The following is a 23,040-nucleotide window of genomic DNA, read 5'->3' as shown; positions in this document are numbered from 1 at the left end:
ATATGTTAAATAAAAATGGATGGATTTTACCATATATAAAAGAAAATCGTCGTTTATTTATAGTTGTGATTTTCTTAAGTGCACTGACAATTTTTGCAGCGGCTTCACTTATGTACACTTCTGGCTATTTAATCTCAAAAGCAGCAACTAGACCTGAAAATATTTTAATGATTTATGTACCAATCGTAGCTGTAAGGACATTTGGAATTTTAAGGTCGGCATCTAAATATGTTGAAAGATTAGTCGGGCATCATACGATTTTAAAAATTTTATCTCGAATGAGAACTAGATTATTTAGCAATCTTGAACCGTATGCACTTAATATCAATTCGAAGTTTAAAACAGGAGATATTTTAGGATTGCTAGCGAATGATATTGAACATTTACAGGATATTTACTTGAAAACTATTTTTCCTGGCATTGCTGCATTATTTATCTATTTTATTTCGGTAATTGCACTAGGGTTTTTCTCAGTTCCTTTTGCCTTACTAACCGCAATTGTTTCATTTGTATTAATCGGAGTTTTACCACTTTTTTCATTATTAGTTGAAAAAGCACGGACACATCAAATAAAAAAGGAAAAAAGTCATTTATACGAAAACTTAACTGATGCTGTGATTGGTATTAGCGATTGGTTATTTAGTGGTAGGCAAACAAGCTTCATTAAAGAATATAGAGACATGGATGATTCCTTAAGAAATATCCAAGGCAAAGAAAAAAGATTTAGAAGATGGCGAGACTTAGCGGCACAATTCGTTGTAGCAACTTTAGTCTTAATGATGCTTTATTGGGCAGGTAATGAAAGTTTAGCTGGAGATATTCCAAAAACGTTTATTGCTGCATTTGTTTTAGTAATATTTCCTTTAACAGAAGCCTTTATTCCATTATCAAATTCTCTTGGCAGTGTCCCATTATATTCGGATTCAATCAATCGATTAGATGGGATTAAAGAGGTAAAACGTGTTGAGCAAATACCTGTTTTAGAAGGAAATATTGATGATTATAGACAAATCGAATTTAAAAATGTAAGTTTTCATTATCCTGAAAGCGAAAATATTTTAAACAATATTTCATTTACGATTGAGCCAAATAAAAAAACAGCCTTATTAGGACCAAGTGGATCAGGTAAATCAACGATTCTTAAACTAATTGAGGGAGTAGAGACTCCTACCCAAGGAAGCGTTAAATTGAATGGAATCGAAAGTGAATCATTCGGCGACCATATTTCGAAAGTTGTCTCTGTACTAAACCAAAAGCCATATTTATTTGATACTTCAGTTTTAAATAATATTCGTTTAGGAAATCCAACGGCAAGTGACGAAGAGGTAATAAGAGTAACGAAAATGGTTGAACTGCATGAATATATCGCATCACTTCCGGAAGGGTATCATACTTCTATGCAAGAAACCGGTGTAAGATTTTCAGGTGGAGAACGTCAAAGAATAGCATTGGCGAGAATACTCCTTCAAAATACACCAGTTGTCATTTTAGATGAACCAACAGTCGGACTGGATTCAATTACAGAAAGAAAATTACTCCAAACAATCTTTAAAGTTTTAGAAGGAAAAACAGTATTATGGATTACACACCATTTAATTGGTGCAGAAATGGCTGATCAAATCCTTTTCTTAGATAAAGGAACAATCGCAATGAATGGATCACATGATGATCTTTTCAGACACGAAACTAGATATCGGAACCTTTTTGAGTTAGATCGCCCATTTACCATAATAGAATAGATGCAAGTTAAAGGACTCTGACGAATTCGTCGGAGTCTTTTTTGTTCATCAAAATTACAATTTGACGGAAAATGATTTACATGATATATTTATCTCGAATTCGAGATATCTTGAATTCAAAATAAATTTTAATTAATTTTTTCAGTATTCTTCAGCTATAGATTCGCAAAATAAAAATGCTTATATACAAAAAAACTACTATTTGGAGGTATTCGTATGAACGGCTTAAAAGGTATACATCACGTAACAGCAATAACTAGCAGTGCAGAAAAAAACTATGAATTTTTTACTAATGTTTTAGGAATGCGTTTAGTAAAGAAAACAGTCAATCAAGACGATATTCAAACGTATCATTTATTCTTTGCAGACGATAAGGGTAGCGCTGGAACGGACATGACATTTTTTGACTTCCCTGGTATTCCAAAAGGAGCACATGGTACAAATGAGATTTCAAAAACATCATTCCGAGTACCAACAGATGCAGCTCTAGATTATTGGGAGAAACGTTTTGATCGATTAAATGTGAAGCACACAGGAATAAAAACACAATTCGGTAAGAAAACACTATCGTTTGTTGATTTCGATGATCAACAATACCAATTAATTTCAGATGAACATAACAAAGGAATTGCCTCAGGTACACCGTGGCAAAAAGGCCCAATTCCATTAGAATATGCAATAACAGGACTAGGCCCAATCTTTATCCGCGTAGCAAATTTTGCATTCTTTAAAGAAGTAATCGAAAAAGTACTTTTATTTAAAGAAATTGATAAAGAAGATTCATTCCACTTATTCGAAGTTGGCGAAGGAGGAAACGGAGCACAAATCATTGCTGAACATAATGAAATATTACCTCAAAGCTTCCAAGGCTTTGGTACAGTTCACCATGTAGCATTCCGTGTAGAAGATACATCCGTACTAAAAGAATGGATCAAACGTCTCGACTCATTCCGTTTACCTAACTCTGGCTATGTAGATCGTCACTTCTTCGAATCTTTATACGCAAGAGTAGCTCCACAAATCCTATTTGAATTTGCGACAGATGGACCAGGATTTATGGGTGACGAGCCTTACGAAACACTTGGTGAAAAACTATCATTACCACCTTTCTTAGAACCAAAACGTGATGAAATCGAAGGAATGGTTCGTCAGATTGATACTGTTAGAAGTACGAAGGATTTTGTTAAGGAATAATGTTTTAGAAAGGGCACTCACTTTTTAAGTGGGTGCTTTTTTTGTTTGCTGGTGACGCTGTGCTGCCGCGAAAGGCGAACACATTGTGTAATTTATTGATAAAGCTGTGAACTTTGTTGATATAATGGTTATTTTTGTTGATAAAGCATCTGTTTTTGTTGATATACTCGTTAAATTTGTTGATATCGGTATATATCACGCTCCGTTCGAGAGTATTGAGTGGAAAATCACACCTATGGTTAATCAAACTGTTAAAAATTACCTGAAAAAATTAATGCATAAAACGTTTTGTTATTCTAATGAAATATTTCACTGAATAAAAATCTTATGAACTAAAATATTTTTTTAGGAGAGGAAACATGAATACTACACCGGATAGGCATTTATCAAAGGATGAAATGGTAAATATAATCCAAAATGGACTAGTAAAGACAAATAATCCGAGAAAGATTGTTATAGTAGGAGCGGGAATATCGGGATTGGTAGCAGGATCTTTGTTAAAAGATGCAGGACATGAGGTAACCATTTTAGAAGCAAATGGTCGAGTGGGCGGTAGGATTTTTACGAAAAGAGCACCCTTTATTAATGATCAGTATTTAGAATTAGGTGCAATGCGTATTGCTTCAAATCACAAGCTTGTACTTGAATATATTAATAAATTTAAGTTGAAAATAAATGAGTTTATAAACGGAAAATCAGAGGATATTATTTATGTAAATGGTGTAAAAACAACGCAAAAGCTATATGAACAAAATCCAGATATTTTAGGTTATCGTGTAGCGGCCGATGAAAAAGGAGTTAATGTAGATCAGTTAATTGAAAGATCGTTGAAAACTGTAATTGACTTTATTAATCAAAATCCTGATGAGAACTGGAAGACCATTATCCAAAATTATGATAATCATTCAATGGATTCATTTTTAAGATATAATCCAATCGGAACACCACTGTCACCTGGTGCTGCGGAAAAAGTGAAGGTACTTCAAGGGATGGAAGGATTTCCTGAACTTGCCTTTACTGCTATTTTAAGAGAGTTCATTGTATTACTTTCAAAGGAAATTAAGTTATACGAGATTACCGGGGGGAATGATCTACTGCCTAGAAAGTTTTTAACACAATTAAAGGAGAATATATTCTTTGGTCAAAAAATGAATAAAATAGTGCAAGAAAATAATCAAGTAACAATTCATTCAGATCATTATACAAGCCATCTGCATTATCAAACTACTGCTGACTATGCCATTATTACCATCCCCTTTTCATTATTAAATTTCATTGAAGTGATCCCAAGAAACTCATTTTCTTATAATAAATGGAAAGCGATTCGAGAATTACACTATGTTCCTTCTACAAAAATTGGACTTCAATTTAAAAGTAGATTTTGGGAAAAGGATGGGACATTAGGTGGGAAATTAATTACGGATTTACCGATTCGGTTTGCTTACTACCCAAGTAATCATAATGGGAATAACGGGTCTGGAATCATTTTAGCTAGTTACACTTGGGAAGACGATGCATTGATTTGGGATAGTATGTCTGAAAATGACCGCATAATGAATGCTTTGAAAGATCTAGCAACCATACATGGAAGTCAAGTTTATACTGAATTTATTACAGGCTATACACATAGCTGGGCTCTTTATCCATACTCTGGTGGGGCTTTTTCTATGTTTAAGCCTGAACAAAATAGAGAACTGTCGCCATATATCTCCACTCCTGAGGGGAAAGTACACTTTGCTGGAGAACATACATCATCTGCTCCTGCATGGATTGAAGGTGCAGTCGAATCGGGCATTCGCTCGGCATTTGAGGTCAATAATCGGACTCTCAATGAAGGATAAAATTCATTTTTCGCATTTCCCGTGAATATAGTGGAGATAGTGGATGTTTTTTTTATTTGAGGGAGTGATCAGTTTGAACGAAAATAACCAAGGACTTCAATTTACCCCTGTTAAAACATATGATGTTTTTCATGGTCCAAATGACCCGTGTCCACCAATCGGGAAAAGATATTTTTCAACACCTCCACATTTATATTTAGGATTTCAGCCACCAGGTCTAGAGCAATTTTCATACAAAGAAGCTTTAAAAAAAGGTACTTTATGGAAGGTTTTTTATGACTATTACGAAAATCCATATAAAGCTAGGAGGGATTAAAAAATGACGCAGCAACTTCCTCCAGAGTATTATCAAGATTTAGAGGAACTTCAAGCAGTTGATTTTGTGCTTGTAGAATTAACTTTATATTTAGATACTCATCCAGATGATCAAAATGCAATCAATCAATTTAACCAATATGCCCAATATAAAAAGCAAATTGAAGCCAACTTTGAATCAAAATATGGCCCATTATATCAATTTGGTAGTAGTTTTTCAGATCAAAACTGGAACTGGCATAAAGGCCCGTGGCCATGGCAGGTTTAAAAGGAGGGAGTAACAATGTGGATTTATGAAAAAAAGTTACAATATCCAGTTAAAGTAAGTACCTGTAATCCCATGCTTGCCAAATTTTTAGTTGAACAATATGGTGGAGCGGACGGAGAATTAGCAGCTGCATTAAGATACTTAAATCAACGATATACAATTCCGGATAAGGTTATTGGACTTTTGACAGATATCGGGACAGAGGAATTTGCTCATTTGGAAATGATTGCTACGATGATTTATAAGTTAACAAAAGACGCAACCCCAGACCAAATGAAAGCAGCCGGACTAGATACCCACTACGCATCACACGACAGTGCACTCTTCTACCATAACTCAGACGGTGTGCCATTCACTACCGCTTATATCCAAGCAAAAGGCGATCCAATCGCAGATTTATATGAAGATATTGCAGCGGAAGAAAAAGCTAGAGCAACTTATCAATGGATCATTGATCTTTCCGATGACACGGATTTAAATGATAGTCTAAGATTTTTAAGAGAACGTGAGATTGTCCATTCGCAGAGATTTAGAGAAGCTGTAGAAATTTTGAAGGATGATCGACAGCAGCGGAAGATTTTTTAAAATTGAACCTGTTCCCGGTATTATAGGGAGCAGGTTTTTATTTTTTATTAAAGTATGTCACAAAAAAAGACCCCCAATCGTTATATATACGATTGGAAAAATAACAGAGGTAAAACCTAGCTCGAATAATACAAATTATTCCTAATGTCACAAAATGAATCACTTAGTCGTTATATATTCGAGTAGGTTCTCATATTTCCGACATAAATAAAAAAAGCGAGGTAATTAATTATGACACAACGTATTGATTATATGAAACAATCACCAGAATTCGTTAACAAAATGATGGCACTTAGCAATGCAGAGAATGAGAGTTCAATCGAAGAAACAATTCTTCATTTAGTACACATTAGAGCATCACAAATGAATGGATGTGGTTTTTGTACAGATATGCACGTTAAGCAAGCTAAAATGCATGGTGAGAGAGAGCTTCGTCTTTACCATATTCCTATTTGGCGCGAGTCTACATTATTCAGTCCACGTGAGCGTGCGGCGTTAACATGGACGGAGATTTTGACTAAATTACCTGAACACGGTGTGCCTGATGAAGTTTATAATGAAGTTCGTGAGCAATTATCGGAAAAAGAATTATCTGATTTAACATTCTCGGTTATGGCAATAAATGCTTGGAACAGAATTAGTATAGCGTTTAAAGCAGTACCTGGATCAGCAGATGTAGCATTTGGTTTAACAAAAGCTGGGCTAAAATAAAAATGACAAAAAAGCGCGTGAGCATTCCACGCGCTTTTTTTAATTCACGTTCCAAGATGTTTCAGCTTATCTGGGTTCCTGATTATATATACATTTTGAATTAAATTATTTTCGATATGAAGCATGCCGACTGTGTGAATTCCTTCGTTGGAACGGAGAATAAGAGCGGGTTGGCCGTTAATTTGACTGATTTCAATATGTGGAACTCCGTCAACCAATGATGCTTTACGTATTGCACCGAATAGGAATTTTGTAACGTGGTCACTTGATTTAATTGGATTCACAGCAGCGATTACTTTCCCACCACCATCTGCAATTAGTACAGCATTTTGGTCTAGCATCGATACGACTTGATTCAAGTTGCCGTTTTTGAGTGCGAGGATAAATTTATGCGTTAATTCTTGGGAAGCAGTGTCGGAATGAATTACTTCTTCAGTACCAATTCCCATTTTTGATTTTGCGCGACTGAATATTTTGCGGCAATTTGCTTCGCTTTTTTCTACTAGTTCAGCAATTTCGTAATATTCGAAGCTAAGTGCTTCACGAAGGACAAAAACGACACGTTCTGTAGGTGTTAGCTTTTCAAGTAAAACGAGCATTCCGTAAGATAATTGATCTTCAAGTTCGACTGAATCCATTGAATTGTCTTCAGCATAGTAAAGGAGCTCGGGAAGCCATTCTCCGAAATATTGCTCCCGTTTCTTGCGAGCTGATTTTTGTATGTCATGACAGCGGTTTGTTACCATTTTACATAGATATGCCTTAGGTTCGCCTAGTTTGTCTGGGGAAACGTCATATAGCTTTAAAAATACATCTTGGACTACGTCTTCCGCATCTGAAACCGATCCTAATAGCTGGTATGCAAGTTTAAACAATAACTTTTTGTACTTTTCGTAAAGATCTTGCATAGTTTCACATCCATTCTATTTAAACAATTTACTATTGAAGATTTTGTAGATAGGCTCTCTTATATAACGAGATAGGGTAGAATTTTGTGACAGGGTTGATTCTTAAATTTATCTATAACATAAATAACATATCCTAAAATGATTTAATTATGACTTTTAATTGGCAAACGTACGACGAGCGGTTGGTGAATACTCGTTTACAAAAAAACTCCACAAAGAAATTTTCTTTGTGGAGTTTTTTCTATATTGAGGAATTATATATCAACGTGATTTGCCATTATATCAACGGGAATCGGCAATATATCAACGAGAAACAGCGATATATCAACGGAGTTCACAACTTTATCAATATTGTTCACGATTTGTTCGTGTTACGTCCTCTTACTTTTTCTTAAGAAGCGCAATCAGTAAAGCAATCACAGAAAGAACAGCTGCTCCGATTGACATTACTAATGAAGTATTACTTGAATTTGACTTCTCAGAATCAGCTTTCTTAGTTGTATCTTGTGTTGTTTTAGCTGGTGCTTCGTTTACAGTCGTGTCCTTCACGATTGTTGTAATTGAGTGTGGTGATTCTGATTTTTCGTCACCAGTCCATTCTACGATACTACCATCTTTATAGTATTGGTAAGCATCCCATGCGCCGTTTACTTCTGAGTCAGGGTTTTTGGCCATGAATACAAATTGTTGAAATTGTCCTGGTAAAATTCCATCGTTTTGTGCAGTCCAAGTAACTGATGTGACAACTCCATTTGCATCTTTTGCTTCAGTTAAGTTCCATCCTGGTATTGCTTGGTATGAAACAAATTCAAATTTTGAAGGAACTTTAAGTGTTACTTTTGTTGTAGGGACATCTTTTTCTGTTGGTACTTTCATTGTATAAGTTTCCCATGCACCAGGTGTTGAAGTTTTTGGCATAACGACAACATGTGCACTAGCAATACCAGTAAATAGCAAAGTCATAGCGAATGCTGTGGCAATCGTTTTAGTTGCTTTTGAAATGAATTTTTTCATTTTTTATGTCTCCTTTGAATGTAATAAATCATCTACTACCCACGATATAGTTAAAGTTTACATCTACTGAATCAAGAGAATCCGTTAAAATATGGACCTTCACATTCCAATGTCCGGCCATATTTGTATAAAATCCTTTTGACTCGAAAACACCTGATGAAGCTTGTTTAGCTTGTGTTGTGTTATTACCCATATTCATATCAGTGTTTTTAAAGGTAAGTGTAACTTGTTGAATAGATGTGATGTTTTTATGATTTTTGTCTTTAATCTTAATTGTAAAAGTGTTTTTGCCGACTATATTTGGTGTAGCATGTAGCGATATTGAATAACCTTTATTTTGCTTTACGCCAGTAAATGGACCAGGTGATTCCATTGCAGTAGGCAGATTAGTTAGTAAGGATGATAGTGCGAGTACGATCATTCCGATACTTATTTCAATCCAAACTGATTTGCCTAATTTATTTTTACTACGTCTTCCTTTAATAAAATGGATTAAGCCTAATACCAACATGACAAGGAATAAAAGTATTTTCCCACATAAAACCTTTCCATAGTTTGTATGTAATAAAGAGTAAAGGTTAGGGATATAGTTTAAACTTGCATATATACCACTTACTAAAAGTAGTGTAACTGATATAGTTGCCCATTTTGAATATCGTTGGATGGTTTTCCAATAATCTGAGTTAGTCTCTTTTTCTATTTGTACTCTAGGAAGTAAATAACATATTCCTATTAATCCTCCTAGCCAAATTGAAACAGAAAGTAAGTGGATAAAATCAAACAGAATTGGTAAAAATTCATTTTCCGTTGCTGCATGACCAATAAATGCTTTTGCAAGGAATAAGAAAGCGCCGATTACAAATGCACTTAGCCACCAATAAAATGCGTTTTTTTGTTCCTTTTTACAAGCCATATACAATGAATTAGCTAGCACCATTAATAATAGAAGTTGGATGATCCAAACACTTCCAAACTTAGTGTTGTTTATTGTTTCCATAAGTAAGTTCTTATGAAAAACGGCTTGCCATGTTCCATTCGTATAATTTTTTGTCTCAACAATCAGGCTTAAAAGGACACTAAATAATAGCCCGAAATAGGAGAGTAACAATAAACCTTTTGTCTTATTAAAGGCCATTGTGCGATTGCTTTTATCGTTTTTGTAAACAAATAAGCCAAAAAATAATAGGCCAACAAATAAAAATAAACTAATGTATTCAATCCAATAAGTTCCCATTACATCCGTATTGGATAAAGGTTGTGTAGGTTTATTAGAGATATTGGTCTTACTGCCAGCATCTCCTACACTAAATGGAATGACCCCATTAACTGAATGTCCATCACTTGATATAACCTTCCAGACAATATGATAATTGCCATCAGGTAAATTTGGTTTTAAGTTTGCTTCTAAAATTGATTGATTTTGCTTATTAACTTTCCCATCATTTAAATCAACTCGTTTACCTAATTCATCTAAAACTTGTAAAGAATGAAATGCAGACTGTACTTGTTCATCAAATCGTATTTGAATATGTTGTGGAGATTTAGTAAAAGTCTCATTCTCGTAAGGTGTAGATTTTACGATATAGGCATGTGCTGAAGCAATGGATGGAAAATAAAGAGCAGCAATCAATAAAATTAAGAAAGAAAACCCTATTTTGCGAGATTTTATTATTTTGAGTCACCTCTATATCTACTTTTTGGTATGAGCTAGATGATCAACAACTTCTAAATTCTAAATTAAAATTGTGATAGAAGTGTGATAATCTATAAATATTTATTAAATTTAATTGGAATATTTTAATTCATACTACAAAAGTCCTCAGATAGTAAAATTATTTAACTGCATTTATTCCTTTATGCATGCTTATTTTAAATTACATGAAACAAAAAAAATCCGCAAGAAATCTAATTATCTTGCGGATTTTCACTATGACGAAGCCCTTGGACTTACATTTATTTTACAAGTAACTTACCAACTGAATTAGATGGTTCTAATGAAATTTGGTATTCCCCTTTTAAAGGATTATTTAATAAGAGGATATTTTTACCGGTTTTCAATGGAATATTAATACCCAGGTCTGCAGAAGTCAATTTTGGGTTTTCTGCGCTTCCTTTTTCTACATCAACAATAATTTTAGTCATTGTCTCAGGTTTAAAGATTGTATTCTTCGGACTAAAACCTGAAGCAGTTACGTGAATTGTTGCGTATTGAAGGTCATTTTGGTCATCTTGTTTCGCAGTCTGCTTCTGGGGTTGCCCAATTACACCAACTTTTACTTTATCGATATTTACTGTAAAAATGATTGCCCATATAAGAAGGGCTGAAATTAATAGTACTGTACTGTTTGATGAGCCAATCAGTATTCTCTTGTTTTTTCCTTCTATTATACGCTTCTTTTTTTGCGGTGAATTTGAAACTAGTTTTCGATCAACGAAAAATAATGATAAATAAATAAAAATGATAAACAGAACGTCCACAATAACGATCATTATACTTGATGTGAATGTCATATATCCGATCGTTGTCCCCACAAATGCTCCGAGTAGAGACGCTAACATGTCAGTAATTCCTTTATTAAATAGTTTCTTAGTTATACCTAAAATTAAAACTGCTAATAAGACGTCCAAAATGAAAGAGATTAGCAAATTGTAATTTATAGTTAAGATGAATAAGAAACTGATAGTAGCTGATGATACACCAACCATTAAAGAAATCATTGAATAGATCGTACTAGAAAATCGCTCTTTATTTCGATAAATGTGATTTAAACTATAATAAGTAAGAAGGAGTACTAAGAAAAGACTTCCATACTTTAATCCCATGATAACACCTCTAAAATAAGTTTTTTAACTATAGCTTTGATCCAAAGTTCCAGTCAGGATATACGTATTGAACACTTGGAGATTTAGCTGGCTCTGATTTTTCAACGTTTATTTTTATAACTGTTTGCCCATTAAAATTAGTGTTACCGATCGTACCAGTAATTGTTACCCATGAATTATTGACAAATTGCTGTGCATCAGTTGATTCTGCAATAATACCGAATGGTGAAATATCAGCGATACAGTGAGTCATTCCCATTCTTGCAATAATAAATTGATTTCCTGCTAATTTAGGATCTCGATAGATAAACCCCTTAATTTTAATTTGTTTATTTTGGAAATTGTCGACAAACGTATTCATTGATTGAAGTTTTTCGATAAACCATTTGTCTTTCATCTCGATGATATTCTGCTTGTATAATCGCATTCCAAGCTTTGCGTAATCTTGATCATATACATTTGTTTTGAACAGTTTCTTAAGCGCAGGGGCCTCATTTCCTTTTACTTCTACAGCATGTCCACTAGTTGAAGATTGAACAGCCAATCCTTTAAAATTCATTTCCTTATTACTAGCAAGAGAACTTGAGCTCGCATGGTTTGGTAACAGATACCCAAGAAACAGAGGTAATAAAAATAGACTATAAATCAAAATATCTTTCAAGATTGATTTTTTAAATAAATGATGGTGCTCATGGCCAAAAACTTGATCGTGACTATGATCATGACCACAATCACAAATAATAACATGTCTTTTTAATGAGAGAACGGCTATATATATTTGAGAAATTACGACAATAAACAGAATACCGGTTGCAATTTTTATATAGATTACAAGCTCAGGCACGATAAATTGAAGTATTTCGTCAGTAAGCGTTAATTGAAAAATATAGATAGCAAGTCCTAAGAGAATAGCAGCTTTAATAAAATGATGAATCGACGTGGAACTAATTTTATGCTTCAAAGTAAATCACTGCCTTTATAAATTAATAGATTGCAAGACTAACGTTCCAATTAATACAAAAATGAAAACCAATGTACAAAGAAGTAGAACAAATCGAGATTTAAACACTGCAAGCATCATCAGGATCCCTTTAATATTAATCATTGGCCCAAAAACCATGAAACCTATTAGTGAGCTCTTTGTAAAAATTGTTTGTAGAGATTGAGCAACAAAAGCATCTGATGTTGAACAAAGGGATAGAATAAAACCAAGACCCATCATAAGGATGTTTGCTGCAGGACCACTGTTTCCTAATTCAATTAAACTATTTTGAGAAACGATAATTTGAAGTAGGGCAACGATGATCGAACCAAATACTAAGTATTTACCCATATCAAAAAATTCACTTACTGCATGGCCCATAACCTCAATGAATTTGTTTTTAACTGGAAGAGATGCTGGATCGTGCTGATGATCATGATGGTGATGATTTTCTTTAGTTTGGTCAACTTGATCTCTTAATTGATTTGACTTAACAAATTGAAAAACGATCAGTCCGACGATTAGTGCAACAATGAATGCAAGTCCCATACGATAATATGCAACAACTGGCTGATTTCGAAAAGCAGTTAAAGTTGATAGAAATACAATTGGATTTAAAATTGGACCAACTAATATAAAAGTAACGGCAACATAAAGTGGCATTCCTTTTTTTATTAGTTTACGAATAGCAGGTACCATTCCACATTCACAAATCGGAAAAATGATTCCTAAAACACTAGCCGCAATGATACCTAAAAAAGGATTTTTCGGTATAAATCTTTGAACCATTTGATCCGTAACGAAAACCTGAAGGATTGCTGAAACGAATACACCGATTAAAACAAAAGGTAAAGCCTCGATAATAATACTAATAAAGACCATTTTAAAGACTTGTAGTTTTGCAGTTGAAAAAACAGAGCTCAAGCCTGAAGTAGAAGATAGATATAAAAGAAACACAATGATTAAACTAATAATGATTAGAAAATGTCGATTAGAGCTGGCAGGTTTTCGTTTTTCAATAGCAATGCTTCGCAAAGGATTCACTCTTTCCATTTAAGATATGATGCGTTCAAATAACCAAATTCCACCTAATATAAAAGCAAAGCTAGAGGTAGATATAATTGCCTTTCCTGAATACTTCGAGCGATGTAATTGTGTTAATAATGGTAATAATAAAAGAACAATTGAAAGCTGGATTACTTCAATTCCAAGGTTGAAGCTAACCAAATCTGCTGCTAATTCGCTTTTTGATAGATGCATCGCGGTTAATAAATCTGCAAAGCCCATTCCATGAATTAATCCAAAAATAAATGTTAATACCCAGCGATGATTGATGTTTTTACGGAATATATTTTCAATTGCTACATAACAAATACTCAGTGCAATTGCAGGTTCGACAATATAAGAAGGTATCGAAATAATTCCTAAGACGGTTAATGTTAATGTCAAACTATGTGCGACTGTAAAAGCAGTAATTACTTTTGCAAACTGCTTAAAGCTTTGTCTTGCGATTAGTAACGAAAGTAAAAATAGTAAATGATCATAACCCGTAAGAATATGATTCATACCGAGTTTTAAAAATGTCACCCATCCTTTAGAAGATGGACTTGTAGTAGAGTCCGGATTAGATTGTTTTGTTATGACAGGCTGTTGTTTTGTAGGTTGAATTGTATTGGTATCATTGCTTAGTCCCTCATATGCACTGTCACTTAGGATCATAGACCACACACGGCCTTCATCAGAAAGAGCGGCAGTACTACTTTCCTTCCCGTAGTTCACTTTCAATAAATCAACATAAGTGGTACTCGTGTTTGAATCATCTTTGTACAAACTATCAGATAGCATAATAGATTGAGAGGGTTGGATTGACGGGTAATCAACATTAACGATCAGTTGAGTAGCATCGCCTTTTCGATTAAGCTCCAGCTTATTTATTTTTGTCCAATTTTGTTTTTCTCCGTTAATTTTTAAAGTGATGTTGTTTTGGATAGTAGATTCAATTTTTTTCTTAATTGCCTCAAATTCATTTTGGTCTAACATTCCGTTCTTATTAACATCACCACCAGTTAATTCCATGACGGAAACTTCATCTAAAGCAAAGTTCATTGTAGTTTTTGATTTTAAAAGATTTAATGTCGTGTAGCTTGCGCTTAATGAGTGAGCTTCAACTGTTACAAATGATGTGCTAAAAAAAATAAGAATGCATAAAAATAGGGGAAAAGAACGACGTAATTTATTTGTTTTTAAGAAAAAAATACTATTTTTCATTTGTCTCCTCCGGGAAATAAAATAGAAAGATATTGTTATCGTACATAGTAAACATTACAGAATTGTTATATAATTGTAAAGAGTTTGTAATTTTTAGCAAATTTTGTAGAAATTGCTCGTTTAAACATAATATAGTTAATGGGCGATCACTATATTTGGTGAAGGGAGGGACGAAACTGAACCATTATTTCCCAATAGTAAAATAGTCTTGTGTTTTTGGAGAAAGATTTTAGTTGTTTTGAAATAATAATTAAAGTGGGGAAATTTTCATGCACAAAATAATGCAAAGATACAAAAGGTATTTGGGTCTTTTGACTACGATACTGTTGCTATTATCAACAGTTAGTCCACAAATGGCTAAAGCAGCCGCCGCAACTACTTTAGCGAAATGGGATTTTAGTAACGGACAAGTAACTACACCGTCCGCTGGAATTCCTGAAAATATGACTAGTAATATAACAACAACTGGTTCCAAAGTTACTGGATATAATGCCGGCCCATCTGGAATTCCAGTTATTAACGCAAATACATGGTCAAATAATAGTTCATATTGGGAAGTTTCGTTAACAACGAAAAACTATGAAAATATAACTCTTTCATCTAAACAATATAGTTCTGCAACAGGTCCGAAAGATTTTAAACTTCAATATAGTTTAGATGAAAATACATGGGTTGACGTACCCGATGGTTCTATTTCAAATGGAAGTGCTACATGGTCAAGTGGGGGACAATTAATCAATGTAGCGTTGCCAAGTGAAGTAAGCGACAAGAGCTCAGTTTACTTAAGATGGATTGTAAATTCAGCATTAGCTGCCAAAAATGATGGGTCTAATTTTAGTACTACGACAGGTACAAGTCGTATTGCTGACATCGTTATTAACGGTGAGTCGATTGGATCTCCAACATTAGAAAAAACAGCTACTCCTGACGCAACAAAAATAAATTATTCTACAAATTCAACAGTAACTGGAAATGCGGGAGCAGTCGCAAATAATTCCGTTGTAAAGGTTTATTATGATGACAATAAATTAGCTGGTACGACGACGGCTGCTGCGGATGGATCATTTACTACTACAATTACCAATTCACAATCAAAATCGGTTGTATATGTTACTGCACAAGAAAATGGGAAAGCTGAAAGTGATAAAGCTTCAGTAAATTTCTCAGGTACTATTGTTCAGAAAACAGCTGCTCCGATCGCTACAAAAATTTCTTTTGATTCGTATACAAATGTATCAGGTTCTGCCGGAGCAGTTGCAAGTAATGCAGTTGTAAATGTCTATTTTGATGACAGTACTATTGTAGCTACTACAACAGCGGCAGCAGATGGTTCATTTAACGTAACATTTGCAAATCCTCAAATGAAATCAGTCATTAATCTAGTTGCTCAAGAAGCAGAGAAGAGTCCTAGTGAAAAGACTGCCGTAAATTATACTGGTCCAACTGAAAACCCAAAAGTTATTTCACCAGGTGACGTAGCATTTAGCCAAATCTATGTAAATGGTGGTAATGGGGGAGCATTCTACAAAACAAAGTTTTTTGAACTCTATAATAATACAGATAAAGATATTAATTTAACGGGCTGGTCAATTGCTTATACTTCAGCATCAACAATGAACTTTGGAGCTGGGCAAGCATTATCAGGCGTTATTAAAGCATATGGTTACTTCTTAATAGCAGGTAGTACGGGTACGACAGGACAAGCACTTCCAGTTACTCCAGATATTACAACTACGTTAAACCCAAGTGGTTCAACAGGTGGCGCATTAGTACTTGCAAAGAAAACGACTGCTGTTACTGGTGTTGATGATCCAGATGCAGTTGATTTATTAGCATTTACGAATGGTACAGCAGTATACAAAAACCCTTTATATTGGGGAAGTCCAATTTCAGACTCTACAATTGGTGGAGGTACGATTCAACGTAAAACAAATATTGGTACAGACCCACGTTCAGCATACGGAATTGGAAACGGCTGGTTTACAAAAGACCCTTCAAAAGATTTTGTCTTAAATAAACCAACAAGTGCGAACTATTCCGATGAAATGGCTGTCCATAACTCAAAATTTATGCTTTCTCCAGATGATTCTAAAATAGCTTATACAAAAGCGAATGGGTCATCATCTGTAACAGGACAAGCTGGCTCAGTACCTGCTTCATCGACTGTAAAAGCTTATTTTGAGAATGAAGGTAAATTAACAAGTGCCGGGCAAGTAACAGCAGAAGCTGACGGTTCATTTACTTTAAGTTTGACAGATTCAAGTGATCATTCAGTAATCTATTTAACAGAAACTGATTCTTCACAACCTACTCCAAAAGAAAGTTATTACTCTAGAGTAGATGTGGCTGGTAATTCAAAATCAGTTACTTCAATTAGTGATTTAAGAAAAAATGATGACAAAGGATTTCCAATCAATAATGGCTATTCCACTACAATTGAAGGAGTAGCAACAACAGATAATCAGCCTAATGGTGATGTGAATACAAATTTCTTTATTCAAGATTCGACTGGTGCAATCAATGTTATTAATCACATGAATCCTTCAACTACGATTCAAGCTGGAAATAAATATAGCATCGATGGACGAGTTGTATTTACAGCGGGGATGACGGAATTTATTCCAACAGCTATTCGTTTCGTTGGAAATGATCAAACACCGGCAGCTAAAAGTATCACAATCGGTGAGCTAAATGAGGCAACTGAAAGTAAATTAGTGTCATTTACTGGAAAGGTCACAAATATTCCAACAGAAGGTCCAAATTACGATATTACAGTAAGCGACGAATCAGGCGATAATTTAGCAATCGTACGTATTCAAGGATCTTTAGATAATATCGAACAAGGTCAATCTTATACTTTTACAGGTATAGTTAACCAATATAAAAAAGCTGCACCTTTTACTAGTGGATATCTACTTATTCCAAGAAACGCAAGTGATGTAAAAGGGCAATTAGTGTTAACTCATACTCCGATTACAAAAGCTTATACAGGAATGGACGCTGCTTTTAATGCGATTGCAAAGAACGCAGATTCAGTTACGCTTTATTATAAAGGAGAAAATGAGGCTACTTATCATTCAGTAAATATGGACACTGCAGACCATATTAATTACAATGGAAAAATTTTAGAAGCAGATGTTCCAAAGTTAAAATTCTACTATTATATCGAAGCGGAAAATGCTGAAGGTAAACAAGCAGTAGGAAGTTCTTCAAAACCTTTAGAAGTAAATGTAGTAGATGACCAAGATGGTCCTAAATTCTATAATGAGTTACCTGCAAATGGTGATAAAACTGATTCTAGACATCCTGAAATCGTTGTAAAAATGGATGACCCAAGTGGAATTAATCTTTCATCAGCAACTATTTCAATCGATGGCCAAGATAAAACGTCAATCGCAACGATTAATGATACAGAAATTAAGTTAAATCTTACAACTGCTAATGAATTAGCTGAAGGTGAGCATACAATATTAGTGTCTGCAAAGGATAAATTAAATAATCCTTCTACCTTTACATGGAAATTCACAGTTACAGAAAGATTTACTGGTGGAAACCATTATCGTGGAACGACGCACAATCATACGAATATTTCACATGACGCTGCAGGAAGTCCTGAAGAAGCGTTAAAAGCAGCTGAAAAGTATCATTATGATTTCTTTGCTTTCTCAGATCACTCTCACGATATCGATGCAGACCTTGTTAATAAAGACACTGTCGATCGTAAAGGCTTTAAAGAGAGAACAGGCGGAGCAAACTGGCAGTTAACAAAGGATTTAGCAAAACAATATACGAAAGATGGTAAATTCGTTGTTTTCCCTGCGTTTGAAATGACATCAACTACTTGGGGTCACTCAAATGTATTCGGAACAGAGAACTTTATTGATCGCGTAGTAGATGGTGGAGCTTATCAAAATTTACAAAAGTATTATGGATGGGTATTAACGTACGACAATATTATAGCGCAATTCAACCATCCAAAAATGTCTGCAAATGCATTCGATAACTTCATCCCTTATAACAAAAATTTAGACAAGCTATTCACAATGCTTGAAGTAGGGAACGGATCAGGAAAGTACTCTTATGCGAACGCTGAAGATAGCTACTATAGTGCACTTGATATCGGCTGGCATGTTGCACCAACTTATGGTGAAGATAACCATGATGCTACATGGGGTCAAACGAAAAAGCGTACTGTAATCGTAGCAAAAGATTTAAGCCAAGATGCTTTACTTGATGCAATGAAAAACAGACGTGTTTATATGACAGAGGATCCAAACTTTTCATTGGATGTATCTGCAAGTGGTTTTTATATGGGATCAACAGTGGATACTGATACTTTAGATTTTAATATATCAGGTAAAGATCCAGTTTTAGAACAAGCAAGTGATTCTGATTATAGCTATATTAAAACTGCTTCTAACGATGCAATCGCTAAAGTAGAATTAATTACAAATCATGGAACAGTGGTAGATAAGTATGTTCCGACAAACGATTCAACTTCATTTAATTGGAAGCCAAGCTTTACTGTAGTTGGTGGACAACAATGGTTCGTTGTTAAAGTAACACAAAAAGATGGAGACCAAGTTTATTCAGCACCTATTTGGTCACAACAAAAAGACTTAGCAGTAAAAGTTAGTGATGTGACGACGAAAGATGGAGCGATTATTGGTGGACTTTCAGCTGATTTAACAGCGGGAATTAGTAATCAAGGAACTTTAGATGTTAAGCAAGTAACTGCTCATTTCTATTATGACAGTATTGATGCTAATCACTTTATTGCAGATGCTTCTATTGATTCACTTCCATCTAATACATCAGCAAGTGCTAGTGTTACATGGACGAACCCAGTTCCAGGTACACATAAAATTATTGTTGTATTAACGGCAGCTGACGGACATGACCTCGGTAATAATAAATACGAGCAATCATTTACGATTAAGGCTCCTTTAAACAAAGTTGTCATGATTGATGGATCTCATAATAATGAGAATTCGAAACAAGATACTGGCACATATAAAGACAATTTTAAATTATTCACAACTTTAATGAAGCAACAAGGCTATACTGTAGCAGAAAATGCATCGCCGCTTACAGAACAAGTATTGAAAAATGTTAGTGTGTTGGTCATTACACATCCAGCTTCAGCTTATTCTGCAAGTGAAATTTCTGATATTAATAATTTCGTGAAAAATGGTGGATCTTTATTACTAACAGAAAAGAGTAATTTTGGTGCAACAAATCAAAATGTAAATAGTATTTTATCTGGTGTAGGATCGAGTATTCTAGTAAACAATGATGGAGTTTTTGATGAAACAACTGACGGAAACTTCTGGGGTACACCACTGACAGCTAATTATGCTGTAAGATTACACCCAACACCGAACAAAAAAACGACGTTAACAGACTTCGTGCCAACTATTGAATTCTATAGTGGATCAAGTCTTGCTAAAAATGACGGTTCTGGAAATAAAGTCGCATTGACTGACAGTGATACTGTCACAGTTTTAGCTAAAGGAAATGAGTCTACATTCCAAGATACAACTACGATCAAACCGGATACTGTAAAATATAATGTTCAAACTTCTAATGGGAAAAATGGACCTCCACTAGATCAAGTTACTGGTGGTTCTAGCATTCCGATTATTGCTTCTGAACAAGTAGGAAATGGTAGAGTGTTTGTTTCAGGTATGAATATCTTTAATGATAAACAAATGGATCAAACATATAATCCAAAAGGAAATGACCCATTTGCTGTAAATGTTGTAAATTGGTTGTCTCAGATTAATCCAGAAGTAAAATCAATGGGTGATGCTCGTAAGCTTACGGAAGGTACGAATGTCGTTGTTGAAGGAACTGTTACAGCTACTTCATTCTTTGATGCAGCTTATATTCAAGACAGTACTGGTGGAATTATGGCCTTTAACGATGTACCAGCAGGTAGTTTAGAAGTAGGAGACAAAGTACGCGTATACGGTCATATAAAAATCTTTGAAAACAACTTCGAGTTAGAGTTTGGTAGTTTTGCAGAAAGTATTGTAAAGCTTGGCAAAGGAACGCCAATTGAGGCGAAGGTTGTTAGTACTAAAGATTCAAATATTGATGAAAATCAAGGTCAATTAGTTAAAGTAATAGGTAAAGTAGTTTCTAAGTATGACGATAATTCCTATGTGATTGATGATGGTTCAGGACCAACATTAGTTTTCACAGATGGATATGTTGTGAATCAAAGCGGTCCAGTACCAAACTTGAATATTGGAGATACTTTAGAGGCAACGGGACTAGCAGGTAAATTCTCAGAAGGAAACCGTATACGAGTTAGAGATACGAAAGAATTAGTGGGTACTCATACTGCAAAACCGAAAGCTCCAGTAGTAAATGCTCTATCTGATCAAGATGAAAAAATTACTGGAACGACTGAAGCAGGAACAAAAGTAATTGCAAAAGTAAATGATAAAGAAATCGCAAATGCAATAGCGGACAACTCTGACAACTTTGAAATGAAGATTACAAAGCAAGTAGCTGGTACGAAAATCGTAGTAACAGCGGTTGACTCAGCAAATAATGAAAGTGACGGAGTAGAAGTAATTGTTAGTGATAAGACAGCACCGAACGCGCCTGTTGTAAATGAAGTACAAGATAATAGTACAACTGTAACAGGTAAAGCAGAGGTGGGATCAACAATTACAGTTTCAAAAGGAAGTGTAATTCTAGGTCAAGCAGTAACAAATCAAGAGGGTAACTTTAGCGTTTTATTATCTTCAAAACAAACTGCAGGAACAAAATTATCAGTTGTTTCAACAGACAATGCAGGTAATGAAAGTTCTGCAACTGAAGTCATTGTAGTTGATAAGACAGCTCCTATAAAACCAGTAGTAAATGGTATATCTGATAAAGATGAGAAAATTACTGGAACGACTGAAGCAGGGGCAAAAGTGATTGCAAAAGTGAATGGTAAAGAAATCGCAAATGCAATAGCGGACAACTCTGGCAACTTTGAAATGAAGATTTCGAGACAAGTAGTTGGCACGAAAGTTGTGGTAACGGCAGTCGACTCAGCAAATAATGTAAGTGATGGAGTAGAAGTTATTGTAAGTGATAAAACAGCTCCAAACGCGCCTGTTGTGAATCAAGTACAAGATAATAGTACGGCTGTAACAGGTAAAGCAGAGCCAGGAACGACAATTTCAGTTTCAAAGGGAAGTGTGGTTTTAGGACAATCGGTAACGAAACAAGATGGTAGCTTTAGTGTTTCATTATCATCAAAACAACCTGCAGGAACAAAATTATCAGTTGTTTCAACAGATAACGCAGGTAATAAGAGTCCGGTAACTGAAGTCATTGTAGTGGATAAAACAGCTCCAATGAAACCAGTTGTTAATTTAGTAAAAGATACTGATACTCATGTAACTGGTACCGCAGAAGTAGGTTCAACAATATTTGTTTCTGTTGGAAATAAAGTTCTAGGTTCAGTAAAAACCAATTCTAAAGGAAGCTTTGATGTTTTAATTACAAAACAAAAAGCCGGAACAGTATTAACGGTTGTTTCCGTTGACTCAGCAGGAAATAAAAGTTCACAAGTTCAAGTAACAGTTGCAGATAAAACACCACCAGTGAAACCAGTTGTGAATGCAGTAAAAGATTCCGATACGAAAGTTTCAGGAAAAGGTGAAGCTGGTTCAACAATTAAGGTTTCTGTAGCAAAAACACTTGTAGGACAAGGTACTGCAGACAAAGCTGGAATATTCAGCATTACTTTAAAATCAAAGCTAAAAGCAGGTACAGTATTATCGGTTGTGTCTATTGATAAAGCAGGAAATAGTAGTTCAATAGTTCAAGTGAAAGTAATCGATAAAACACCTCCAAAGGCACCAAGTGTAAATTCGGTAACAGATAAAACGAAATCTATTACAGGAACGGCTGAAGCAGGATCTAAGGTAATTGTTAAGAGTGGTTCGACTAAATTAGGAGAAGCAACTGCTAATAGTAGTGGTAAATTTACGATTACAATTAAATCTTACTTAAAGGTTGGTACGACTTTAACAATAACAGCTACAGATAAGAGTGGGAACACAAGCCCAGTAACAAAGGTTAAAGTAAAAAAACCTGTATCAAACTCATTTAGTCAAAGTGTTGTAAAGTGGATAGCAAGTATACATTTTTGATTTTAGAGTAAAAAAAGTATTAGCGTAATGAAATGCACCTCGAAAGTTAGTCAACCACTAACGTTTAGAGGTGCATTTTTTTACTAAATTTAAGTAGATACTTTTTATGAATTAATACATTAGTAAAATCTGGGGGATGTTATATATCATTATGAATTCGCTAAAATAAAATATATAATATTACTAATATGTTCATAGTTTTTCAAAATCTTATATGATATTATGAAACT

15 protein-coding genes are annotated in these 23,040 nt (G+C 34.6%); 8 read left to right on the top strand and 7 right to left on the bottom strand.

All coding sequences use genetic code 11. The features are described from left to right. Positions 1–2 precede the first annotated feature (2 nt). The 7 genes from cydC to CN601_RS08940 all read left to right on the top strand — a co-directional run bounded on the left by cydC (position 3) and on the right by CN601_RS08940 (position 6,653). Positions 3–1,739, top strand: a complete 1,737-nt coding sequence (gene cydC, locus CN601_RS08975; RefSeq protein ID WP_098170829.1) for a thiol reductant ABC exporter subunit CydC — start codon at positions 3–5, stop codon at positions 1,737–1,739. A gap of 216 nt (positions 1,740–1,955) precedes the next feature. After that, positions 1,956–2,933: a ring-cleaving dioxygenase gene (locus CN601_RS08970; RefSeq protein ID WP_098170828.1), complete on the top strand. Its 978-nt coding sequence runs from the start codon at positions 1,956–1,958 to the stop codon at positions 2,931–2,933. A 359-nt stretch (positions 2,934–3,292) separates the two neighbouring features. Next, a complete protein-coding gene (locus CN601_RS08960) occupies positions 3,293–4,774 on the top strand; it encodes a flavin monoamine oxidase family protein (protein ID WP_098170826.1) in 1,482 nt (493 codons plus the stop codon). Between the two features lie 73 nt (positions 4,775–4,847). Further along, positions 4,848–5,090, top strand: coding sequence for a spore coat associated protein CotJA (locus CN601_RS08955; RefSeq protein ID WP_172446201.1), 243 nt, complete (start codon positions 4,848–4,850; stop codon positions 5,088–5,090). 3 nt (positions 5,091–5,093) lie between these two features. Further along, the gene (locus tag CN601_RS08950) at positions 5,094–5,357 is read left to right on the top strand and encodes a spore coat protein CotJB (protein ID WP_098170825.1); all 264 of its coding nucleotides are present in this window, start codon (positions 5,094–5,096) and stop codon (positions 5,355–5,357) included. A gap of 15 nt (positions 5,358–5,372) precedes the next feature. After that, the gene (locus CN601_RS08945) at positions 5,373–5,942 is read left to right on the top strand and encodes a manganese catalase family protein (protein ID WP_098118661.1); all 570 of its coding nucleotides are present in this window, start codon (positions 5,373–5,375) and stop codon (positions 5,940–5,942) included. Positions 5,943–6,173: 231 nt separating this feature from the next. Then, a complete protein-coding gene (locus tag CN601_RS08940; RefSeq protein WP_098118660.1) occupies positions 6,174–6,653 on the top strand; it encodes a carboxymuconolactone decarboxylase family protein in 480 nt (159 codons plus the stop codon). Positions 6,654–6,697: 44 nt separating this feature from the next. Here the strand turns inward: CN601_RS08940 and sigJ are convergent, their stop codons facing one another. The 7 genes from sigJ to CN601_RS08905 all read right to left on the bottom strand — a co-directional run bounded on the left by sigJ (position 6,698) and on the right by CN601_RS08905 (position 14,648). After that, positions 6,698–7,561 carry an RNA polymerase sigma factor SigJ gene (gene sigJ / locus CN601_RS08935; RefSeq protein WP_098170824.1) on the bottom strand — a complete coding sequence of 288 codons (864 nt, stop codon included), beginning with the start codon at positions 7,559–7,561 and terminating at the stop codon, positions 6,698–6,700. A 381-nt stretch (positions 7,562–7,942) separates the two neighbouring features. Beyond that, entirely contained in the window at positions 7,943–8,575 is a 633-nt protein-coding gene (locus tag CN601_RS08930) for a YcnI family copper-binding membrane protein (RefSeq protein ID WP_098170823.1), read from the bottom strand. Between the two features lie 28 nt (positions 8,576–8,603). After that, positions 8,604–10,205 carry a copper resistance protein CopC gene (locus CN601_RS08925; RefSeq protein ID WP_098170822.1) on the bottom strand — a complete coding sequence of 534 codons (1,602 nt, stop codon included), beginning with the start codon at positions 10,203–10,205 and terminating at the stop codon, positions 8,604–8,606. 323 nt (positions 10,206–10,528) lie between these two features. Next, positions 10,529–11,398, bottom strand: a complete 870-nt coding sequence (locus CN601_RS08920) for a hypothetical protein (protein WP_098170821.1) — start codon at positions 11,396–11,398, stop codon at positions 10,529–10,531. Positions 11,399–11,426: 28 nt separating this feature from the next. After that, complete coding sequence (locus CN601_RS08915) at positions 11,427–12,359, bottom strand: TIGR03943 family putative permease subunit (protein WP_098170820.1); 933 nt, start codon at positions 12,357–12,359, stop codon at positions 11,427–11,429. A 15-nt stretch (positions 12,360–12,374) separates the two neighbouring features. Next, complete coding sequence (locus CN601_RS08910) at positions 12,375–13,415, bottom strand: permease (RefSeq protein WP_257131655.1); 1,041 nt, start codon at positions 13,413–13,415, stop codon at positions 12,375–12,377. Positions 13,416–13,433: 18 nt separating this feature from the next. Beyond that, positions 13,434–14,648 (bottom strand): HupE/UreJ family protein, encoded by a 1,215-nt coding sequence (locus CN601_RS08905; protein ID WP_098170819.1) that lies wholly within the window; start codon positions 14,646–14,648, stop codon positions 13,434–13,436. 269 nt (positions 14,649–14,917) lie between these two features. Here CN601_RS08905 and CN601_RS08900 point away from each other — a divergent pair, with 269 nt between their 5' ends. Next, a complete protein-coding gene (locus tag CN601_RS08900) occupies positions 14,918–22,810 on the top strand; it encodes a DUF4350 domain-containing protein (RefSeq protein ID WP_098170818.1) in 7,893 nt (2,630 codons plus the stop codon). Positions 22,811–23,040: the final 230 nt, after the last annotated feature.

Source organism: Bacillus sp. AFS017336 (genome assembly GCF_002555445.1).
GTDB lineage: Bacteria > Bacillota > Bacilli > Bacillales > Bacillaceae_G > Gottfriedia.
The sequence above is the reverse complement of the archived record's forward strand: the minus strand, read 5'-3'. Positions and strand labels throughout refer to the sequence as shown.

Excerpts from the sequence above, each read along its gene's own strand:
- sigJ (WP_098170824.1), bottom strand. The coding sequence starts at position 7,561 with ATGCAAGATCTTTACGAAAAGTACAAAAAGTTATTGTTTAAACTTGCA.
- CN601_RS08960 (WP_098170826.1), top strand. The coding sequence starts at position 3,293 with ATGAATACTACACCGGATAGGCATTTATCAAAGGATGAAATGGTAAAT.
- CN601_RS08940 (WP_098118660.1), top strand. The coding sequence starts at position 6,174 with ATGACACAACGTATTGATTATATGAAACAATCACCAGAATTCGTTAAC.
- CN601_RS08930 (WP_098170823.1), bottom strand. The coding sequence starts at position 8,575 with ATGAAAAAATTCATTTCAAAAGCAACTAAAACGATTGCCACAGCATTC.
- cydC (WP_098170829.1), top strand. The coding sequence starts at position 3 with ATGTTAAATAAAAATGGATGGATTTTACCATATATAAAAGAAAATCGT.
- CN601_RS08900 (WP_098170818.1), top strand. The coding sequence starts at position 14,918 with ATGCACAAAATAATGCAAAGATACAAAAGGTATTTGGGTCTTTTGACT.
- CN601_RS08920 (WP_098170821.1), bottom strand. The coding sequence starts at position 11,398 with ATGGGATTAAAGTATGGAAGTCTTTTCTTAGTACTCCTTCTTACTTAT.
- CN601_RS08945 (WP_098118661.1), top strand. The coding sequence starts at position 5,373 with ATGTGGATTTATGAAAAAAAGTTACAATATCCAGTTAAAGTAAGTACC.
- CN601_RS08970 (WP_098170828.1), top strand. The coding sequence starts at position 1,956 with ATGAACGGCTTAAAAGGTATACATCACGTAACAGCAATAACTAGCAGT.
- CN601_RS08950 (WP_098170825.1), top strand. The coding sequence starts at position 5,094 with ATGACGCAGCAACTTCCTCCAGAGTATTATCAAGATTTAGAGGAACTT.
- CN601_RS08905 (WP_098170819.1), bottom strand. The coding sequence starts at position 14,648 with ATGAAAAATAGTATTTTTTTCTTAAAAACAAATAAATTACGTCGTTCT.